16 protein-coding genes and 1 pseudogene are annotated in these 18,687 nt (G+C 70.1%); 12 read left to right on the forward strand and 5 right to left on the reverse strand.

The genetic code is table 11. From position 1 onward, the window contains the following. Positions 1-11 precede the first annotated feature (11 nt). From treY to ACFXIV_RS39965, 3 genes are read right to left on the reverse strand one after another with little or no spacing between them, the layout of a single operon-like run. Positions 12-2,420: a malto-oligosyltrehalose synthase gene (gene treY, locus ACFXIV_RS39955; RefSeq protein ID WP_379401693.1), complete on the reverse strand. Its 2,409-nt coding sequence runs from the start codon at positions 2,418-2,420 to the stop codon at positions 12-14. Between the two features lie 11 nt (positions 2,421-2,431). Beyond that, on the reverse strand, positions 2,432-4,543 hold the full coding sequence (gene glgX, locus ACFXIV_RS39960; protein ID WP_379401694.1) for a glycogen debranching protein GlgX: 2,112 nt from the start codon (positions 4,541-4,543) through the stop codon (positions 2,432-2,434). 10 nt (positions 4,544-4,553) lie between these two features. After that, on the reverse strand, positions 4,554-5,525 hold the full coding sequence (locus ACFXIV_RS39965) for a GNAT family N-acetyltransferase (protein WP_379401695.1): 972 nt from the start codon (positions 5,523-5,525) through the stop codon (positions 4,554-4,556). Positions 5,526-5,720: 195 nt separating this feature from the next. Between ACFXIV_RS39965 and ACFXIV_RS39970 the strand changes: the two genes are divergently transcribed. The 4 genes and pseudogenes from ACFXIV_RS39970 (at position 5,721) to ACFXIV_RS39985 (ending at position 9,134) form a co-directional block, all read left to right on the forward strand. Continuing rightward, positions 5,721-6,968, forward strand: coding sequence for an adenosylmethionine--8-amino-7-oxononanoate transaminase (locus ACFXIV_RS39970; protein ID WP_379401737.1), 1,248 nt, complete (start codon positions 5,721-5,723; stop codon positions 6,966-6,968). A 55-nt stretch (positions 6,969-7,023) separates the two neighbouring features. Continuing rightward, entirely contained in the window at positions 7,024-7,524 is a 501-nt protein-coding gene (locus tag ACFXIV_RS39975; protein WP_379401696.1) for a MarR family winged helix-turn-helix transcriptional regulator, read from the forward strand. Further along, positions 7,521-8,329, forward strand: a pseudogene (locus ACFXIV_RS39980) (ABC transporter ATP-binding protein). The gene ACFXIV_RS39975 and the pseudogene ACFXIV_RS39980 overlap by 4 nt, the downstream one beginning before the upstream one ends. 64 nt (positions 8,330-8,393) lie before the next feature. Further along, positions 8,394-9,134, forward strand: coding sequence for an ABC transporter permease (locus ACFXIV_RS39985; RefSeq protein ID WP_354843208.1), 741 nt, complete (start codon positions 8,394-8,396; stop codon positions 9,132-9,134). Positions 9,135-9,191: 57 nt separating this feature from the next. Here the strand turns inward: ACFXIV_RS39985 and ACFXIV_RS39990 are convergent, their stop codons facing one another. Beyond that, the gene (locus ACFXIV_RS39990) at positions 9,192-9,485 is read right to left on the reverse strand and encodes a hypothetical protein (RefSeq protein ID WP_379401697.1); all 294 of its coding nucleotides are present in this window, start codon (positions 9,483-9,485) and stop codon (positions 9,192-9,194) included. Between the two features lie 105 nt (positions 9,486-9,590). Between ACFXIV_RS39990 and ACFXIV_RS39995 the strand changes: the two genes are divergently transcribed. From ACFXIV_RS39995 to ACFXIV_RS40030, 8 genes are all read left to right on the forward strand, one after another. Then, entirely contained in the window at positions 9,591-10,745 is a 1,155-nt protein-coding gene (locus tag ACFXIV_RS39995) for an 8-amino-7-oxononanoate synthase (protein WP_379401698.1), read from the forward strand. Continuing rightward, positions 10,742-11,434: a dethiobiotin synthase gene (gene bioD, locus ACFXIV_RS40000; protein ID WP_379401699.1), complete on the forward strand. Its 693-nt coding sequence runs from the start codon at positions 10,742-10,744 to the stop codon at positions 11,432-11,434. Before ACFXIV_RS39995 ends, bioD begins: the two co-directional genes overlap by 4 nt. Positions 11,435-11,589: 155 nt before the next feature. Then, positions 11,590-12,813: a DUF1800 family protein gene (locus tag ACFXIV_RS40005; RefSeq protein WP_379401700.1), complete on the forward strand. Its 1,224-nt coding sequence runs from the start codon at positions 11,590-11,592 to the stop codon at positions 12,811-12,813. A gap of 16 nt (positions 12,814-12,829) precedes the next feature. After that, on the forward strand, positions 12,830-14,086 hold the full coding sequence (locus tag ACFXIV_RS40010) for a DUF1501 domain-containing protein (protein WP_379401701.1): 1,257 nt from the start codon (positions 12,830-12,832) through the stop codon (positions 14,084-14,086). Then, entirely contained in the window at positions 14,083-14,772 is a 690-nt protein-coding gene (locus tag ACFXIV_RS40015) for a response regulator transcription factor (protein WP_379421418.1), read from the forward strand. The genes ACFXIV_RS40010 and ACFXIV_RS40015 overlap by 4 nt, the downstream gene beginning before the upstream one ends. Further along, the gene (locus tag ACFXIV_RS40020; protein WP_379401703.1) at positions 14,769-16,166 is read left to right on the forward strand and encodes a sensor histidine kinase; all 1,398 of its coding nucleotides are present in this window, start codon (positions 14,769-14,771) and stop codon (positions 16,164-16,166) included. The genes ACFXIV_RS40015 and ACFXIV_RS40020 overlap by 4 nt, the downstream gene beginning before the upstream one ends. A gap of 30 nt (positions 16,167-16,196) precedes the next feature. Then, positions 16,197-16,664, forward strand: coding sequence for an SRPBCC domain-containing protein (locus tag ACFXIV_RS40025; RefSeq protein ID WP_379401704.1), 468 nt, complete (start codon positions 16,197-16,199; stop codon positions 16,662-16,664). A gap of 162 nt (positions 16,665-16,826) precedes the next feature. Further along, on the forward strand, positions 16,827-17,975 hold the full coding sequence (locus ACFXIV_RS40030; RefSeq protein ID WP_379401705.1) for an alpha/beta fold hydrolase: 1,149 nt from the start codon (positions 16,827-16,829) through the stop codon (positions 17,973-17,975). A 45-nt stretch (positions 17,976-18,020) separates the two neighbouring features. Here ACFXIV_RS40030 and ACFXIV_RS40035 read toward each other — a convergent pair whose 3' ends face one another. Continuing rightward, positions 18,021-18,605, reverse strand: coding sequence for a TetR/AcrR family transcriptional regulator C-terminal domain-containing protein (locus tag ACFXIV_RS40035; protein WP_354842849.1), 585 nt, complete (start codon positions 18,603-18,605; stop codon positions 18,021-18,023). Positions 18,606-18,687: the final 82 nt, after the last annotated feature.

The raw sequence follows: 18,687 nt of genomic DNA on the forward strand, positions 1-18,687 counted from the left end.
CGGCCGGCCGCTCAGCGCACCAGCAGGGCCACCGGCAGCCGGGCGAACAGCTTCTCCAGTCGTGCGCGCCCGGAGAAGGTGTGGCCGGTGAGCCGGTCGGTCCAGTGTCCCTGCGGCAGATCCAGCACGGTGTCGGCCCAGCCGCCCGCCTCGTCCAGCCGGATGCTGTGCCGGGTGACGGCCACGATCACCTCGGGGGTCTCCCCGGTGCGGCCGCGGGCGTAGGAGAGCAGGTGCTGGGCGCGGTCGCCGGCCGCGAACAGCGGGATGTAGGCGCCGCCGACGAAGCAGTCGGGGCGTTCGCGGCGCAGCCACAGCGCGTACGCCACGATCCACATCTTGACCGCACCGGTCGGGTCGAGATCCGGTGTGCCGGTGAGGGATTGCAGCAGCAGGGAACGGTGGGTGAAGTCCACCGGGCGGCGGTTGTCGGGATCGACGAGCGAGTCCTCCCACAGCTCGCAGCCCTGGTAGACGTCCGGGATACCGGGGCCGCACAGTTGCAGCAGCTTCTGTGCCAGCGCGTCGGTCCAGGCGTGGCCGGCCAGATCGGCCACGAACTCACCCAGTTCGGCGCCGACCGGTCCGTCGATGACGGTGTCGATCCAGCGGTGCACCGCCGTCTCGAACTCGACATCCGGTTCCTCCCAGGAGGATTGGGTGCCGGCCTCGCGAACCGCCTTCTCCGCGAACTGATGTAGCCGCTCGCGCAGCCCGGGCACCGCCGCGGCGGGGCGGCCGTCGGCGGGCCACACCCCGAACATGTTCTGCAGCAGGAACAGTGTGGTCGCGCCGTCGGGTCCGGGTGCGATCTCCTCCCAGGTGCTGACCGAGCGCGCCCAGATGTCGGGCACCTGCGAGAGCATGCCGATGCGGGCGCGCACGTCCTCGCCGCGCTTGGTGTCGTGGGTGGACAGCGCGGTCATACCGGCCGGCCAGCGTTGCGCGCGTTCGGCATTGGCGAGGTGGAACTCGATGGGCGAGCAGCCGAAGCGGGCCGGGTCCGCGCCCATCTCCTGCAGCGACACCAGCCGCGCGGCGCGGTAGAACATGGTGTCCTCCACGGCTTTCGCGCTCATCGCCCCGCCCACCTGGTGGAAGCGGGTGGCGGCCTCGCCGCCGGTGGCCAGCGCGGTCACCAGCACCTGCAGCGGCGCGGTCAGCTCGGCATTGCGCCGCGCCACCTCGGCGACGACGGCCCCGACCATGCCCGCCAGCGGCGCGTAGTCGGTGCGGTAGACCGGCATGAACGACAGCACCTCGATGGCGGCATTGGTGAGCGCCATGGTGTCGAAGGCGTCGGCGCGGGCGTCGCGCTTGACCGCGGCCACCAGCCGCCGCACCTCGGGCACCAGCATGGTCTCGGCGACGGCGCGGCGAATCCGGTGTTCCTGCTCGGTGAACCAGGCCCGGTCGCTGCCGTGCCCGGTGAACTGCCGCGACAGGTCGGTGAGCTGTTTCTCGCCGTCCGGGTCGATGAGCACGCCGCCGATGTCGGCGAGGGAGTCGTAGCCGGTGGTGCCGTCGATGGGGAGGGTGGCGTCGAGGGGCTCACGATTGGAGAGCACCTTCTCGACCAGCAGCAGCCGCTGCGGTCCGATGAGCTGGCGCAGCCGCCGCAGGTACTCGGCGGGCTGGGCCAGTCCGTCGGGATGATCCACGCGCACACCGTCGATGAGGTCGTGCTCGCACCAGGCGGCCAGCTCCCGATGGGTGGCCTCGAAGACCGCCGGCTCCTCCTGCCGGATGGCGGCCAGCCCGCCCACGGTGAAGTAGCGGCGGTATCCGCACAGCCCCGATTTCCAGTTGACCAGGCGGTAGTGCTGCTTGTCGTGAATGCGCAGCGCGTTCTCGCCGTCGGTGCCGGGCGCGATGGGGAAGCGCAGATCGTGCAGTGCCAGCATGGGTTCGGGCCCGGAGCGGTCCACGGTCAGCGCCGCCGGATCGTTCTCCCCGGCCAGCACCGGCAGCGCGATGCGCCCGCCCGCGCCATTGCCCGGCGTCCAGTCGATATCGAACCAGGTGGCGTACTTGGACTTCTTACCCTGCCGCAGCACATCCCACCACCACTGGTTCTGCCGCGGATCGGCCACCGCCACATGGTTGGGCACCAGATCGATGATGAGTCCCATACCGCGGCTGCGCACCTCGTCGGCGAGGGCCTTGAGCCCGGTCGGCCCGCCCAGCGCGGCCGACACCGTGGTCGGATCGGTGACGTCGTAGCCGTGGGTGGAGCCGCGTGTCGCGGTCATGACGGGCGACAGGTACAGATGCGAAATGCCCAGTTGCTGCAGGTATTCGGCGATGGCGCGCGCATCGGTGAAGGTGAGCGCGTCGGGCCGCAGCTGCAGGCGGTAGGTGCTGCGCACGGGCGTCTGCCGGGCGATGGGTCCGGTGAGGTGTTCGGGCGAGCTGGTCATGGCGGTATCGATCATGCCGTACGGCGCAGCACGAGTAGACAGCGTGCGGGCACTTGCACCGTTGCGGCAGCGGGGAGGACGGTGTCGGCGGCGGGTCGGCCGCTGGGCGCGGCGCAGTCCAGGGCGACCGACCAGGCATTACCGTGCCGGGCGTCGGGGAGGGTGAAATCCAGGGCTTGGTCGTGAGCGTTGAAGCACAGCAGGAACGAGTCGTCGGCGATGCGTTCCCCGCGCGGGTCCGGCTCGTTGATGCCGTCGCCATTGAGGAACACCGCCAGCGAGCGGGCGAAGCCGGTCTCCCAGTCGGCGTCGGTCATGGCCGCGCCGCCGGGGGTGAACCAGGAGATATCGCCGAGGTCGTCGGGATCGGGCGCCGGATCGAAGAAGCGGCGGCGCCGGAACACCGGGTGCGCGGCGCGCAGCGCGACCGCGCGCCTGGTGAATTCGAGCAGATCGGCATTGGTGTCCATGAACGTCCAGTCCATCCACGACAGCGGTGAATCCTGACAGTAGACATTGTTGTTGCCGCGCTGGGTGCGGCCGAATTCGTCGCCGTGCAACAGCATCGGGGTGCCCTGGGAGAGCAGAAGGGTGGCGAGCAGATTACGGGATTGCCGCGCGCGCAGGGCCAGGATCTCCGGATCCTCGGTCGGGCCCTCGACGCCGCAGTTCCAGGAGCGGTTGTAGTTCTCGCCGTCGTGATTGCCCTCGCCATTGGCGTCGTTGTGTTTCTCGTTGTAGGACACCAGATCCGCCAGCGTGAATCCGTCGTGCGCGGTCACGAAATTGATGCTGGCGCTGGGCCGGCGGCCGGTGGCCTCGTACAGATCCGAGGACCCGGTGAGCCGGGAGGCGAACTCGCCCAGCGTCGCCGGCTGCCCGCGCCAGTAATCCCGCACGGTGTCACGGTATTTGCCGTTCCACTCGGTCCAGGCCACCGGGAAATTGCCGACCTGATATCCGCCCTCGCCGACATCCCAGGGTTCGGCGATGAGCTTCACCTGGCTCACCACCGGATCCTGGTGCACCAGGTCGAAGAAGGTGGAAAGCCGGTCCACATCGTGCAATTCGCGGGCCAGGGTGGCCGCCAGGTCGAAGCGGAATCCGTCCACGCGCATCTCGAGGATCCAATAGCGCAGCGAATCCATGATCAGCTGCAGGGCGTGCGGGTGGCGCATATTGAAACTGTTGCCGGTACCCGTGTAATCCATATAATGCTGCGGATCATCGTCCACCAGGCGGTAATACGCGGCATTGTCGATGCCGCGGAAGCTGATGGTCGGCCCGAATTCATTGCCCTCGGCGGTGTGGTTGTAGACCACGTCGAGGATCACCTCGATACCGGCGGCGTGGAAGGCACGCACCATGGTCTTGAATTCGGTCACCGCGGCGGCGGGGGAGGAGCCCGCGGCATAGCCCCGATGCGGCGCGAAATAGCCGAAGCTGTTGTAGCCCCAGTAATTCCGCAGTCCCCGGTCCAGCAGAATGCGATCGTCGAGGTACTGGTGTACGGGCATGAGCTCCACGGCCGTCACGCCCAGCCCCCGCAGGTGTTCGAGGATCGCCGGATGCGCCATGCCCGCGAAGGTGCCGCGCAATTCCGGCGGCACCTCCGGATGCGTGACGGTCATGCCCTTCACGTGCGCCTCGTAGATGACGGTCTCGTGGTACGGCCGCTTCGGCGCGCGGTCGTGGGCCCAGTCGAAATACGGGTTGATGACCACCCCGGTCATGGTGTGCCCGAGCGAGTTCTGCCCGAAGTTGTAGGGCGCGGTGGCGGTCCCGAAATCGCCCTCGAACGCCTTGCCGTACGGGTCCAGCAGCAGCTTGCTGGGATCGCAGCGCAGCCCCCGCTCCGGATCGAAGCCCCCGTGCACCCGGAAACCGTAGCGTTGCCCGGGCCCGACGCCGGGCAGATAGGCGTGCCAGACATAGCCGTCCACCTCGTCGAGCGGCACCCGGGTCTCGCGGTGGTCCGCGTCGATCAGGCACAGCTCCACCCGCCGGGCCACCTCGGAGAACACCGAGAAGTTCGTTCCGGCGCCGTCGTAGGTCGCGCCCAGCGGATAGGCGGTCCCCGGCCAGACACCGAGCGCGGTGGTGTCGGGAGTCGCGGGAGGCATGATCCAGACCCTAGCGGGCGGGATGGTCCTCCCCACCGAGTCCCCGCCGCCAGGTCTGCCCGACCAGATCGACGCCGAAGCTGTGGTGCGGATTCGATTCCACCAGTTCGAATCCGGCGCGCTGGTAGATGTGGCGCGCGGAGTCCAGCACGCTGTTGGTCCACAGCACCATCTCGGTGTATCCCGCCGCGGTGGCGAAGCGCAGGCATTCGTCGACCAGTGCGCTGCCCACGCCGAGCCCGCGGGCGGACGGTTCCACCAGCAGCAGTCGCAGCCGGGCGGTGGTGTCGTCCTCGCGCATGCAGTAGACACAGCCGACCGGGCTGCCCTCGTATTCGGCGATCCAGGCCCGTTCCCGTTGCGGGTCATGGGAACTCAGCCAGTTCGCGACGATGGTGGCGGCCAGCGTCTCGTATTCGGCGTTCCAGCCGTACTCCTCGGCGTAGAGCACGGCATTGCGGGTGATCACCCAGCCGTGGTCGCCGGGCCGGGGTTCACGCAGGATCACGCCGGCGGGATCGGGCTCGGAGTCGGTGTCGAGGATCTGCTCGATGGTCCGCATGGCCCCGACCAACCGGGTGCGCACCACGGGAGAGTGCGGGACCAGCAGATCCCCGATCTGGTCCTGGGTGCGCTGGTCCAGCTCCGTGAAGGCCGCCCGGCCCGCCTCGGTCAGCTCCACCACCTGCCGCCGGCCGTCGGCGTCGGATCGGCGGCGGGCGACCAGGCCGCGCTCCTCGAACCGGGCCAGGATGCGGCTCAGGTATCCCGGGTCCAGATCCAGGGCCAGCCGCAGGTCCACCACCTCGGTGGCTCCGAAATGGGCCAGCTCGAACAGGATTCTGCCCTCGGTGAGCGAGTACTCGGTGCCGAGCATCTCGCCCTGCAGGACGCCGATGATGCGGGTGTAGCGCCGGTTGAAGGCGCGGACGGCGGCGATGTGCTGTGCCTCGACCGGGCGATCGGTCGTCTCGACGGCCATGCTGGCTCCAATCCTTTGACCGAGTCAAAGAATACGCCGGGGGTGCCGGTGGGTGCCCCGGGTTCGTGGTAACTTGAACGCCGTTCAAGCCCGCTCCTCGAAGGACTTCTCGTGGCATCGACCGAGCCTGTTGCGGCACCGACCGAAACTGCTGCGGCACCGACCCGGCCCGTCGGGGCGCAGCGCTCCGGCGAGATCACCGCGATCGACGCCGCCCACGTGTGGCATCCCTACGGCGGTTTCCCGGCCACCACCGCGCCGCTGGTGGTCGCCTCCGCGTCCGGCACCCGGCTCACCCTGGCCGACGGCCGGGAACTGGTGGACGGCATGAGCTCCTGGTGGGCCGCCGTGCACGGGTATCAGCACCCGGTGCTGGATGCCGCCCTGCTCGCCCAGTCGCGGAAGATGAGTCACGTCATGTTCGGCGGGCTCACCCACGAGCCGGCGGTGCGGTTGTCGCAGCTGCTGGTCGAGCTCACGCCCGAGGGCCTGGACAAGGTCTTCCTCTGCGACTCCGGCTCGGTGTCGGTGGAGGTCGCGGTGAAGATGTGCCTGCAGTACCAGCGGGCGCTGGGGCGGCCGGAGAAGCACCGGCTGATGACCTGGCGCGGCGGCTACCACGGCGACACCTTCACCCCCATGAGCGTCTGCGATCCCGAGGGCGGCATGCACTCGCTGTGGACCGATGTCCTGGTCCCGCAGGTCTTCGCGGGCCCGCCGCCGGAAGCCTATGAGCCGCAATATGTCTCGGAGCTGGAACGGACCCTCGCCGCACACGCGCACGAATTGGCCGCGGTCATCGTGGAACCCGTGGTGCAGGGCGCGGGCGGCATGCGCTTCCACGATCCGCGCTACCTGGCCGATCTGCGCCGACTGTGCGACGAGCACGACGTCCTGCTGGTGTTCGACGAGATCGCCACCGGATTCGGCCGCACCGGAACCCTTTTCGCCGCTGAGCAAGCGGGTGTCCGGCCCGACGTCATGTGCGTGGGCAAGGCCATCACCGGCGGCTACATGAGCCTGGCCGCCGCGCTGTGCACCACCGAGATCGCCGAGACCATCAGCCGCTCGCACGGCGGCCTCATGCACGGCCCGACCTTCATGGGCAACCCCCTCGCCTGCGCGGTCGCGGTGGCCTCGATCGAACTGCTGCTCTCGCGCGACTGGCAGAGCGAGGTCCGCGACATCCACACCGGCCTCGCCGAGGGCCTGGCCCCCGCCCGTGACCTCCCCGCCGTCGCCGACGTCCGCACCCTCGGCGCGATCGGCGTCATCGAACTGAACCACCCGGTTGACATGCGCAGAACCACCGACGCCGCAGTCGAATCCGGCGTCTGGCTACGTCCGTTCCGCAATCTCATCTACTGCATGCCGCCCTTCATCAGCACCCGCGACGACGTCCACCGCATAGCCGCCGCCATGTGCGCCGCCGCAGCCGTCTGACCACCGGATTCGCGCTCCGGTCGAAATACCTCTGAAACAGAGCTATTGTGGGAGCGTGTCCGAGACTCCCCGGGAGAACACCGCAAGCGACGGCTATGCCGAGCTGATGACGCTGCTGTTCGGCTCCATGGGCCGCTTGCGGCGGCAGGTTGGCCGGCTGGCCGGGCGGTCGTTCGATGAGCCGGGGCTCTCCGGGGCGCAGTCGGAGTTCTTGCGGCTGGTGGGGCGGCGGCCGGGGATCTCGGTGAAAGAGGCTGCCGGAGAACTGGGTTCGGCGGCGAACAGTGTGTCGACGCTGGTGACCGAGTTGGTCAAGGCGGGGCTCGTGGTGCGTGAGCCGGATCCACGGGACCGGCGGACCATGCGACTGTCCCTGACCCCGGACGCGCAGCGGATCGCCGACGAGACGCGGCGGCAGCGGCACGCCGTGGTTGCCGAGGCGCTCGACCAGCTCACCGAAACCGAACGCGCGCAACTGCGCAGCGGTCTGGCGGCCATGACGCGCCTCACCGATCTGCTGCACGAACGCGAGCACTCCCGCGGAGGCGACCGATGACCAGCGTGCCCGCCGTCGAATGCGTCGGCCTGACCCACCGCTACGGAACCAGCACCGTGGTCGACGATCTCGCCCTCACCATCGAACGCGGTGAGGTGTTCGGCCTGCTCGGCCCCAACGGCGCGGGCAAGTCCACCACCATTCAGCTGCTCACCACGCTCATGCCCATCCAGTCCGGCACCGTCCGGGTGTTCGGGCTCGATGTCACGACCCGCGCCGCGGACGTCCGCTACAACCTAGGCTATGTGCCGCAACAACTCTCGATCGAGGCGGGGCTGACCGGGCGGCAGAATGTGGCCTGGTTCGCCCGGCTGTTCGACGTGCCGCGCACCGAGCGGGCCGAGCGGGTGGACGAGGTGCTCGACGCCATGAACCTGCTGGACGTGGCCGACCGGCTGGCCGGCGGCTACTCGGCGGCATGATCCGCCGCCTCGAACTGGCCCAGGCCCTGGTCAACCGCCCCGCCCTGCTGGTGCTGGACGAGCCGACGGTGGGGCTGGATCCCATTGCGCGCGACAGCGTCTGGGAGCGGGTCGCCGAGATGCGCGCCGGCTACGGCACCACCGTGCTGCTCACTACCCACTACATGGCCGAGGCCGACGCGCTCTGCGATCGAATCGCGCTGCTGCACAAGGGCGTGCTGCGCGCGACCGGTTCGCCCGCCGACCTGAAGGCCGGGATCGGCCCCGGGGCGACCCTCGAGGATGTCTTCCGGCATCACGCGGGGGAGAGCCTCGACGATGTGACCGAAGGGAACATGCGCAATGTCCGAAGCACTCGCCGGACCGCCCGGCGCGCGGGCTGATACGGCGTTCACGCCGGTCCTGGCGCCGCGCGGCTGGGCGCGCCTGCCCCGGCTGGCCTCCCGCATGGGCACCTTCGCGCTGGTGGAGATCCAGAAGCTGCGCCACGACCAGACCGAAGTCCTCACCCGCGCAATCCAGCCCGTGTTGTGGATGGTGATATTCGGGACTACCTTCTCCCGCCTGCACGCCCTGCCCACCGGTTCGGTGCCGTACCTGGACTTCCTCGCTCCCGGCGTGATCGCCCAGTCGGCGCTGTTCATCGCGATTTTCTATGGCATCCAGATCATCTGGGACCGGGATGCGGGCATTCTCACCAAACTGCTCGTCACCCCGACCCCGCGGGCCGCGCTGATCGCCGGAAAGTGTTTCGCCGCAGGCGTTCGCGCCATCGCCCAGATCCTGGTGATCGTGATCGTGGCGCTGCTCATGGGTGTGGCCCTCACCGGCAACCCGCTGCGCGTGCTCGCCACCGTTCCCGTGGTCTTCCTCGGCACGGCCTTCTTCGCCTGCCTGTCCATGACCATCGCCGGGCTGGTGCGCGCCCGGGATCGGCTGATGGGCATCGGCCAGGCCATCACCATGCCGCTGTTCTTCGCCTCCAACGCGCTCTACCCCGTGGACCTCATGCCGACGTGGCTGCGGGTCGTCAGCCACGTCAACCCGCTCAGTTACGAGGTGGACGCGCTGCGTGGCCTGCTGATCGGCACACAGGCCGACCTCTGGCTGGACTTCGGTGTACTGGCCGGGGCCGCCACCCTCGGCGTCGCCACCGCGTCGGCCCTGCTGGGCCGATTGGTCCGGTAGGCCGACGCGGTCTCGGCTACCGGTGTGGTGCCGTGCCGGCTCGCGCGGTGCGAGCCGTCAACGGTTGGCCCGTCTTTCGCGTACCTTGTCTGAATTGTCACTGTCTGACAGGACTTCCCAGACCTTGAATACGCAGTGATAGTCGTCGGACCAGCCACGGGCGATCAGCATGTAGGTGTCGCCGTCGCGCAGGATGGTGCGGCGGCTGATCAGCTTCGGATGATCGGGTTGGAATTTCGAGACGAGGCCCGGGACTTTCGCGAGAGCTTGTTCGCGGGTTCCCACCACCTCTGTGAGGATCTTCGGACTCCAGGTTTTGCTGTCGCCGAAGCCGGTCGTCTGCTCGACCACTATTGCCCATCGTGGCATCGCGCAGCCTCCTTACGACTTCCCAGCATAGCGCCGTGTACCGACACCCATGGCCCCCTGAACGGTGTTCAAGTATGCTTCCGAGCTGTGACTGCCGATCCCCTGAGCTGGCTCGACACCCGCGCCGCCGAGCGCGTGGACGCCGGGCTGCGCCGTGAACTGCGCCCCCGCACCTCCGACACGGTGAGCATCGACCTGGCCTCCAACGACTACCTCGGGCTGGTCCGCCACCCCGAGGTGATCGAGGGCGCCGTCGCCTCGGTGCGGTACTGGGGCGCCGGCGCGACCGGCTCGCGCCTGGTCACCGGGACCACCGCCGAGCACGAACAGCTCGAGACCGAACTCGCCGAATTCGTCGGCGCGGAGGCCGGATTGGTGTTCGCCTCCGGCTACGCCGCGAACCTGGGCGCGGTCACCGCGCTGGCCGGCCGTGGCGCACTGGTGGTTTCGGACGCGGGCAGCCACGCCTCGCTGGTCGACGCCTGCCGGCTGTCGCGGGCGCGGGTGGAGATCGCACCGCACTGCGACCCGGCGGCCGTGGACCGCCTGCTGTCCGAGCGCACCGAGGACCGTGCACTGGTCTTGACGGACTCGGTGTTCAGCGCCGACGGGGATCTCGCGCCGCTGACCGAACTGCACCGGGTGACCCGGGCCAATGGCGCGGTGCTCATCGTGGACGAGGCGCACGGCCTGGGGGTGCGCGGCAACGGCGGCCGCGGCCTGGTGCAGGAGTGCGGGCTGGCCGGGGAGCCCGACCTGGTGATCACCGCGACCCTCTCCAAAGCCTTTGCCGCCCAGGGCGGCGCGGTGCTGGCCAGCGAGCGGGTGCGCGCCCACCTCATCGACGCCGCTCGCACCTTCATTTTCGACACCGGCCTGGCGCCCGCCGCCGTCGGCGCGGCCCGCGCGGCCCTGCGGCTGCTGCGCCGCGACCCCGCGATGGCCCAGCGGGTGCTCGACCGCGCCGCCGATCTGGCCCGCATCGCCGGTGTCGGCCAACCGGATTCGGCCGTCGTACCGGTCGTCCTCGGCGATGCCCAGGTCGCCTACGACGCCGCCCAGGCCTGCCGCGCCCGCGGTCTCAGCGTCGGCTGCTTCCGCCCGCCGTCGGTCCCCGAGGGCACCTCCCGCCTGCGCCTGACCGCCCGCGCCGACCTCACCGAGGCCGAGCTGGCCACCATCGCAACCGTTCTCGGCGAGGTCCTCGCCGAAGCCCGTGGGCGGCAGGTGGTCCCGGCATGAGCCGCCTCCTGTTCATCACCGGAACCTCCACCGACGTCGGCAAGACCATCGTCACCGCGGCCCTGGCGGCGACCGCCCGCGCCGCCGGTCTGGACGTCGCCGTCTGCAAACCGGCCCAAACCGGCGTAGCCCCCGGTGAACCCGGCGACCTTGCCGAAATCACCCGATTGAGCGGGGTCACCCGCACCCTGGAACTGGCCCGCTACCCGGAGCCCCTGGCACCCGACACCGCCGCCCGGCGCTGCGGCCGACCGCTGCTGACCCTGTCCGAGACCATCGCCGGCATCGAGTCCTGCGCAGACGCGGACCTCGTCCTGGTCGAGGGCGCCGGCGGTCTGCTCGTCCGCATCGGCGACTTCACACTCCTCGACCTGGCCCAAAAACTCGGCGCCCCGGTGCTACTGGTAGCGGCCCCCGGTCTTGGCACCCTCAACCACAGCGAACTGACCACCCGAGCCCTGACCGCCGCCGGCGTCCCCTGCGTAGGTCTCGTCATCGGATCCTGGCCCGCCACCCCGGATCTCGCCTCCGAGTGCAACCGCACCGACCTCCCCGCCGTAACCGGCGTCGACCTCATCGGCTCCATCCCCGCCGGCGCCGGCTCCTGGCCCGCCCCCGATTTCACCGCCGCTGCCCCCACCTGGTTCGACCAGACCTGGACCGCCGGCCACCTCCTGACCCGTTCCTAGCGATCGGTGGGGTGGGCCAGTGCCTCGTAGGGCCGCAATCCTCGCCGTCTGTTAGCCGCACCGGCGACGCGAAGTGCCGCCGGCGCGATGCTGAGGACAGGTGGCGGGTGGGTTGCCTCATGAATTTCTAACGGGCGGTTCCGCATGCTGGGGGCATGGATGAGTTGGCTGCCGTTGCGCATGTGTTGCGGCGCACCACCTTCGGGCCCTTTCCGGGGCGGGTGGAGGACCTGGTGGGCCGGGGCGGTGGCGGGGATGTCGTCGAGAGTGTGCTGGCCGCCGCTCCGCTGACGCCGGCGCCGCCGGTGTTCGACGAGGAGGCCGATGCCGCGTCGAGCGGGCCGGTTGGTTCGTGGCTGCGGGCGGTGGCGGATCCGGCGGCCGGGGTACACGAGAAGATGGTGTGGTTCTGGCATGGGCATTTCACGTCGAGTCACGACAAGGTCGATACCTGGGACCTGATGTGGCGGCAGCATTTGTTGTTCCGGAAATTCGCGCTGGGGAACTTCCGGGAGCTGGCGCAGGCGGTGACCGTGGACGGGGCCATGCTGCAATGGCTCGACGGTGCCGGTTCGGTAGCGCAGGCGCCCAATGAGAATCATGGGCGGGAGCTCATGGAGTTGTTCACCCTTGGGCGGGGGAACTACACGCAGCGGGATGTGGAGGCCGCGGCGGTCGCGTTGTCGGGGTGGAGTGTCGACGACCACGGGTCGGTGGCATTCGATCCGGAATCCGGGAATCAGCGGGCCGTGGAGCTGCTGGGACGTCGGGTGACCACCGTCCGCGATGCCGTCGACGTGCTGTGCGATCGGCCCGAGAGCGCGCGGTTCATCGCCGCGAAACTGCACCACTTCCTGGTCGGCCGGGTCGCCTCGGACCAGCGGCTGACCGAGCTGGCTGCGGTATTCACGCAGGCGCGCTTGGAGATTCGGCCCCTGGTGGCGGCGATCCTGCACGATCCGTCGTTCGCGGAGGCGAGGTACACGCGCCCGCGCTATCCGGTCGAATGGGTCACCGCCGCCCTCGCCGTCTGCGGGATCGACAATGCGGCAACCGCTTTCGAGACGATGACCGCGCTCGGTCAATCGCCGTTCTATCCGCCGAATGTGGCGGGCTGGCCGCCGGGGAGTCGGTGGGTCGCGCCGGGTACGGCCGTCGTGCGAGCGGCGCTGGCGGTGAACGCGCCTGCGCTGACCGAGATCGCGGGGACCGGCGACCCGGTCGCGGCCGCGTTCACCCGCGCCTCGATCTTCGACCCGAGCCCCGGAACCCGCACCGCCGCCCGCGATCTGGCGTTCGAACTGCGCCGGTACCCGGAACAGGCCGCGACGGCCCTGCTGGCCCTGGTCATCACCTCGCCGGAATTCACGCTGGCATGAACCGGAAGGACTTTCCATGGTCTCGTTGAATCGGCGCACTGTGCTGCGGGCGGGTATCGGCGCCGGGGCGGTGGCCGCGGTCGGCGGGGTGGCGGGCCATCGGCTGCTCGGCTCGTCGGGTGCGCCGGAGGTCTGGCATCCGCCGGCGCCGGTACGGGCGGCGGCGCTCGACAAGCGGCGGCTGGTGGTGATCGAAATGGCCGGCGGCAGTGACGGATTGTCGATGGCCGTGCCCTACGCCGACTCCCGCTACCGCGACCTGCGGCGCGGCACCGCCATCGCCGCCGAGCACGTGCACGCCATCGACGGCGCGCTCGGCCTGCATCCGCAGCTGAGAGAACTGGCCGCCGCAGGCGTCTCGGTGATTCCGGGCGTGGGCACCGCCAAACCCGATCTGTCGCATTTCGAGATGCTGCACCGCTGGCAGACCGGCGATCCCGAGGGCACTGCCCGCCCGGACACCGGATTCCTCGGGCGGCTCTGCGACCATCTCGGCGACCCGGCCGCACCCGCGGTGGGCGTGTCGCTGGGTGTCGGCGCCACACCGGCGCTCGCCTGCGAACGGGTCACCACACTGTCCGTGGATGCCGGAAACGACGGCCTGTTCCCGGTTTTCGAGGACGAGAACGTCCGCGCCGCCTGGCTGGCCGCCCAGCGGGCCATGGCGCACCCCGACCGCGCCGACGCACCGCTCTTCGCCACCGCCCGGGCGGGCAGCGCGTCCGCCCTGCGGTTCTCGGATGTGGCGGCCACCCTCCCGGCGGCCGCGGACGGCTACCCGGGCAGTGACCTGGGGGTCCAATTGCGTTTGGCCGCACGGCTGCTCGCCGACGACAACCACGGCCTGCGCATCGTGCACGTCCCGATGGGCGCGGACTTCGACACCCATTCGAAGCACCCGCGCCGCTACGAGACCCTGATGCGGGAGCTCGACACGGCGCTGGCCGCCTTCCGCCGGGACCTGGCCGCCCGGGGTATCGCCGATCGCGTGCTCGTCGCCGCGTACAGCGAATTCGGCCGCCGCGTCCCGGTGAACGACTCGGACGGCCTCGACCACGGCGCGGCCGGGACGGCCCTGCTGCTCGGGCCGACGAATCCCGGCGTCTTCGGGGAAACACCATCACTGCACGCCCTCGACGCGGACGGCAATCTGCGCGCCACGGTCGATATGACCGAGTTCTACGCCACCCTCGCCGAGAGCTGGTTCGGCGTCCCGGCCGCGGACGTCCTGCCCGGTTCCCCGCGTCCGCTGCCCGGGGTCGTGGCCGCGTGACCGGTACGGATGCTGTAATTGCGCAGGTGCGGGTACTCGTGTGCGAGGACGACAGGAATCTGGGCGACGAGGTCGCGGCCGGGCTGCGCGCGGCCGGTTTCGCCGTGGACCTGGCCCGCGACTGCGCCGACGCCGACCTGAAGATCACCGTCAACACCTACGACTGCCTGGTCGTCGACCGCGGCCTGCCCGACGGCGACGGCCTCGACCTGGTGCGCGCCCATCGGGACTCCGGGCAGCGCACCCCGGTCGTCATGCTCACCGCCCGCGATGCCCTCGCCGACCGGCTCGACGGCTTCGCCCACGGCGCCGACGACTACGTCGTGAAGCCGTTCGCCATGGACGAACTGGCCGCCCGCGTGGGCGCGCTGTGCCGCCGCCGGGAGCTGCCCGCACCCACCCGCACGGTCGTCGGCACCCTCGTGGTGGACCGGCCGCGCCGCCGCGTCCACCGCGCGGGCACACTGCTCACCTTGACTCCCAAGGAGTTCGGTGTCCTGGAGCTCCTCGCGGTCCGCGCCGGAACCGTCGTGACCCGCGCCGAACTCATCGAATGCTGCTGGGACGAAATGGCCGAACCCGCGTCGAACGTGGTCGACGTCGTGGTAGCCCAGCTGCGCCGCAAGCTCGGCGCCCCGCCCCTCATCGAAACCGTCCGCGGCGCCGGTTTCACCATCACGCCGTGAAGTTCCGGAGGCGCACGACATCCCACGGCCGTCCCGGTGAGGCGGGCGCGCGACCGGCGGACGCCGATCCCGGTGCGGCGGACCATGATTCGCGCGGCCGGCTCGCCCGCCGGCGGCGAAGCGGGCCCACGTCGCAACCGACCACGCCGGGCCGGCTGCGGCGCACGCGGTGGCTGCTGACCGGGCTGTTCACCGCGCTGACCGCCGTCTGCCTGATCGTGCTCGCGTCCCTCGCGGCCTCCATCGATGGGCATTCGCGGGAGAAGGCCCTGGATGCGGGCGTCGACCGGGTGGTGACCGGGCTGGCGCGCGAGGTGTATTGGAACGAGGACGGCGGCATCGATCTGGAGACCGTGCGCGGCGACGACGATCTGGCGAGCGGACCCAGCGCCGTCGCGATTCTGGTCCGCGACCAGAACGGCCGCTGGCAGGAACTGTTCGTGCACAGGCGATCCGGACTGCCCGCGGACCTGACCGGACTCGCGCAGCAGGCCGCCGATGCCGAGGACACCCAGTGGCACAGCCGCACCGACCGCGACGGCAATCCGGTACGGCTGGCGGCGGCCCCGGCCTGGGACAACGACTCCACCGTCGGCGCCGTCGTTTTCGCGGGCGGCGACCCGGCGCCGGGGGCGAGCGACCACCGCAGCCTGGTCGTGGCCCTGTGGGCCGGCGGGCTGACCCTGGTGGCGCTGGCCGCCCTGGCCGGGCACCTGCTGTCCGGGGTGAGCATGCGCCCGGCGGTGCGCATGCTCGACCAGCAGGAGCGCTTCCTGTCCGAGGCCTCGCACGAATTACGCACGCCCCTGGCCACTTTGCGGCTCTATCTGGATGCCGCGCTGCGTGATCCGGCCGACACCCGGCGCGCGGTCACCGACGCCCGCGCGCTCACCGACCGCATGGGCCGCATGGTGGCCGGGCTGCTGGCCCGTACCCGCGCCGAAACCGGTGTGGGCGAACTGGATCGGCAGCGCCTGTACCTGGACCAGCTGGTGGAGGGCGTGGTCGCGGAATGCGGCGGCGACGTCACCCTCACCGCGGAACCCACTGCGGTGCGGGCGGATCCGGATCTGCTGGCCCTGGCGGTCCGCAATCTCATCGACAATGCCCTGGTGCACGGCGGCACGCCCGTGGAGGTGCGGGTGGCGGCGGGGCAGGTGCTGGTGCGCGATCACGGGCCCGGCCTGGATCCCGCGCTCGCCGATCCCTTCCGGCGCGGCGCGGTCGGGGCGCGCGGGCATCACGGCATCGGCCTGTCACTGGTGCGATGGGTGGCGACCGTCCATTCCGGTTCGGTGACCCTGGCTCCGGCGCCGGGCGGCGGCACCCTGGCCACGCTCGCGCTGCCGGTCGCGCCCGAGGACGTATCGGACAGCTCGGCGGAGTTGTCGTGATCTTCATCACATCGGGCGTAGGGTGGCGCGGTGCCTTCCACTCGAGTCGAGAAGTTCGTCGGTGCCCCGCGTCCGAATGTCTTCCGGGCGCTCCTGGATGCGCATTCGGTGCGCACGTGGATGGTTCCCGACGGCATGACCAGTCGCATCCATGAGTTCGATCCCCGCGTCGGCGGGCGGATCCGGATCTCGCTGACCTACGACCTGCACACCCGGGCTGGGAAGACGGCCCCGCACACCGACACCTTCCACGGTGTGTTCGCCCGGGTCGTGCCCGATCGCGAGGTGGTGCAGACCCTCGAATTCGAAACGGACGACCCGGAACTGCGTGGCGAGATGACGGTGACATACACCCTCGACGACGTCCCGGGCGGGACCCGCGTGACGGCGTACCACGAGAACCTGCCGCCCGGACTCTCGCCCGACGAGAACGAGATCGGCTTCCGCGCGGCCCTGGCCAAACTCGCCGAGCACGCCGAGCAGGCCGCCGAGGACTGACACCGCCCGCGAAATCCACTGACACTGCCCGGGAAATCGCCCTCGATCCCGCTGGATTGCGCGGAGATGACCGCTGCCCACCGAAATGACCTGTGCGCTACCAGGAGATGACCGGCAGAACAAGCCTGGATGACCAGCCGGAAATTCGTACAGTTGATTGGTATGGCGCTGCCGGGTTTTCCGAATCCGTCCGGCGTCGCCGACTACGACGACCGGCGGCGTCGCGCGCGCCTGCGCGCGACCCGTTCGGGCGTCGGCTGGGTCCGCTGGCGGCGGACCCGGCTGCTGGTCCTGCGGCTGAGCCTGGTGCCGCTGGTGGCGCTGGGCGCCTTCGCCGAATACATGGGTCTGGACGTGCTGCCGGAGCAGGCGCGGCTGGCGCGCACCGAACCCGCCGTGCTGCCCATCGCGGGCCCGTCGGATCCGCAGGCCGGCGACACCGCCGTCTTCGATCTGGTCGGGCTGGGTGTCCTCGACGCCAGTGACACCGCCCGGGCGCTGCCCTCGCTGCGGCGGCTGGGATCGGTGTGGGCGGTGCGCTACGACAATGCCGGTATCGACACCAAGGTCATCTCGGATCTGATCGTGAAGGTCACCGACGCGGCCAAGGTGCCGAACGTGGTGCTGACCGGGCACAGCATGGGCGGGGTCATCGCGCTGGAGATCGCCAAGCACCTGCACCAGGACAGCAGGAAGCGGGTGCGGGCGGTGATCCTGGACTGCACGCCGGTGGATCTGAACGCGGTCCGCCCCGAGAGCCGCGACCAGGGTGAGGAAATGCTGCGCTGGATGGGCTGGGTGCCCGGCGCGCGGGAGAGCCGGCTGCTGCGGCTGATCGTGGAAACGTATGCGCGCCATGAGAGTTTCGTCGGCGGACGCTATGTGATCCGTGGCGACGAGTTCCGCGCGGCCCTGCAGAACGTTCTGCGCGACAAGATCCTGAACACCAATGCCGCCAGCAACGGCCTGATCGAGGCCCAGTTCAAGGCCATCGTGGCCGGCGGCGCGGTCGACGATCTGCGGGCGCTGTCCAAACCCGCTGCGGGCAAACCACGTCCGGCCATCGTGTTCATCCGGCCGCACAACCCGTACGACGATCCGATCGTGGATGTGGAGTACTCGCACCAGGCGCTGATCGACCAGGTCGGTGGCGTGAACGGGACACTGCTGGTGGTGACCACGCGAACCACCGGGCACGCCAACCCGATCGAGCGGCCGAAGGAGTACAACACGGTCATCGAGCAGCAGGTGGTGCCGTTCGTGCGGCAGGTGCAGGCCGACGAGGCGGCGGTCTTCTCGGTCGGGCGCTGACCCGATCGGCGAATCAGCGTACGGCGTCGTCGGCGGCGGGGCGGATCAGCGGATGCGGCTGCCCAGCAGGTGGCGGACGCCGCTGACGAACAGCTGGAGCCCGAAGTCGAAACGGGCGGTGGCGTCGGGCATGTCGTAGAGCGGCGAGTTCTCCTCGGTCAGGGCGCCCGCGGAATCCATCTGGATGCGCGACTGCTCGTCCACCGTCTGGCCGAGCACGTAGTACAGCAGCGTGTAGGCGGCGAGTTCGGCTTCCTCGCGCGTCATGCCCGCGCGAATCGCGGCGCTGGCCAGGCGTTCCCGGCCCTTGCTGGTGGTGAGGCGGGAAGCGTAGGTGGCCGAGACCAATTCGGCGCCGTCGCGATAGGCCAGCAGGCATTCGCGCAGCCGGTGCGCCAATTCGGTCATCTGCTTGGACCATTCGTCGGCCCGGACCGGTTCGTCCATGGGCGCGAGAATCCGGTCGGCGATCGCACCGAGCAGCGCCTGCTTGTTGGGGAAGTGCCAGTACAGCGCACCGGGCTGGACGTGCAGCGAGCTTGCCAGCCGGCGCATGGTCAGATCCGCCAGACCGTACTGGTCGAGAATGGCGATGGCCCCGTCGACCACGTCCGTGCGATGGAGTTGCACTGAAAAACCCGACCCTCTCGTGTTCCGGCTCACGTACCGGACTGCTAGCCTACCCTGAACACCGTTCAAGTTGCTCGGCCAC

It is taken from the genome of Nocardia sp. NPDC059236 (genome assembly GCF_042754085.1).
Taxonomy (GTDB): Bacteria; Actinomycetota; Actinomycetes; order Mycobacteriales; family Mycobacteriaceae; genus Nocardia.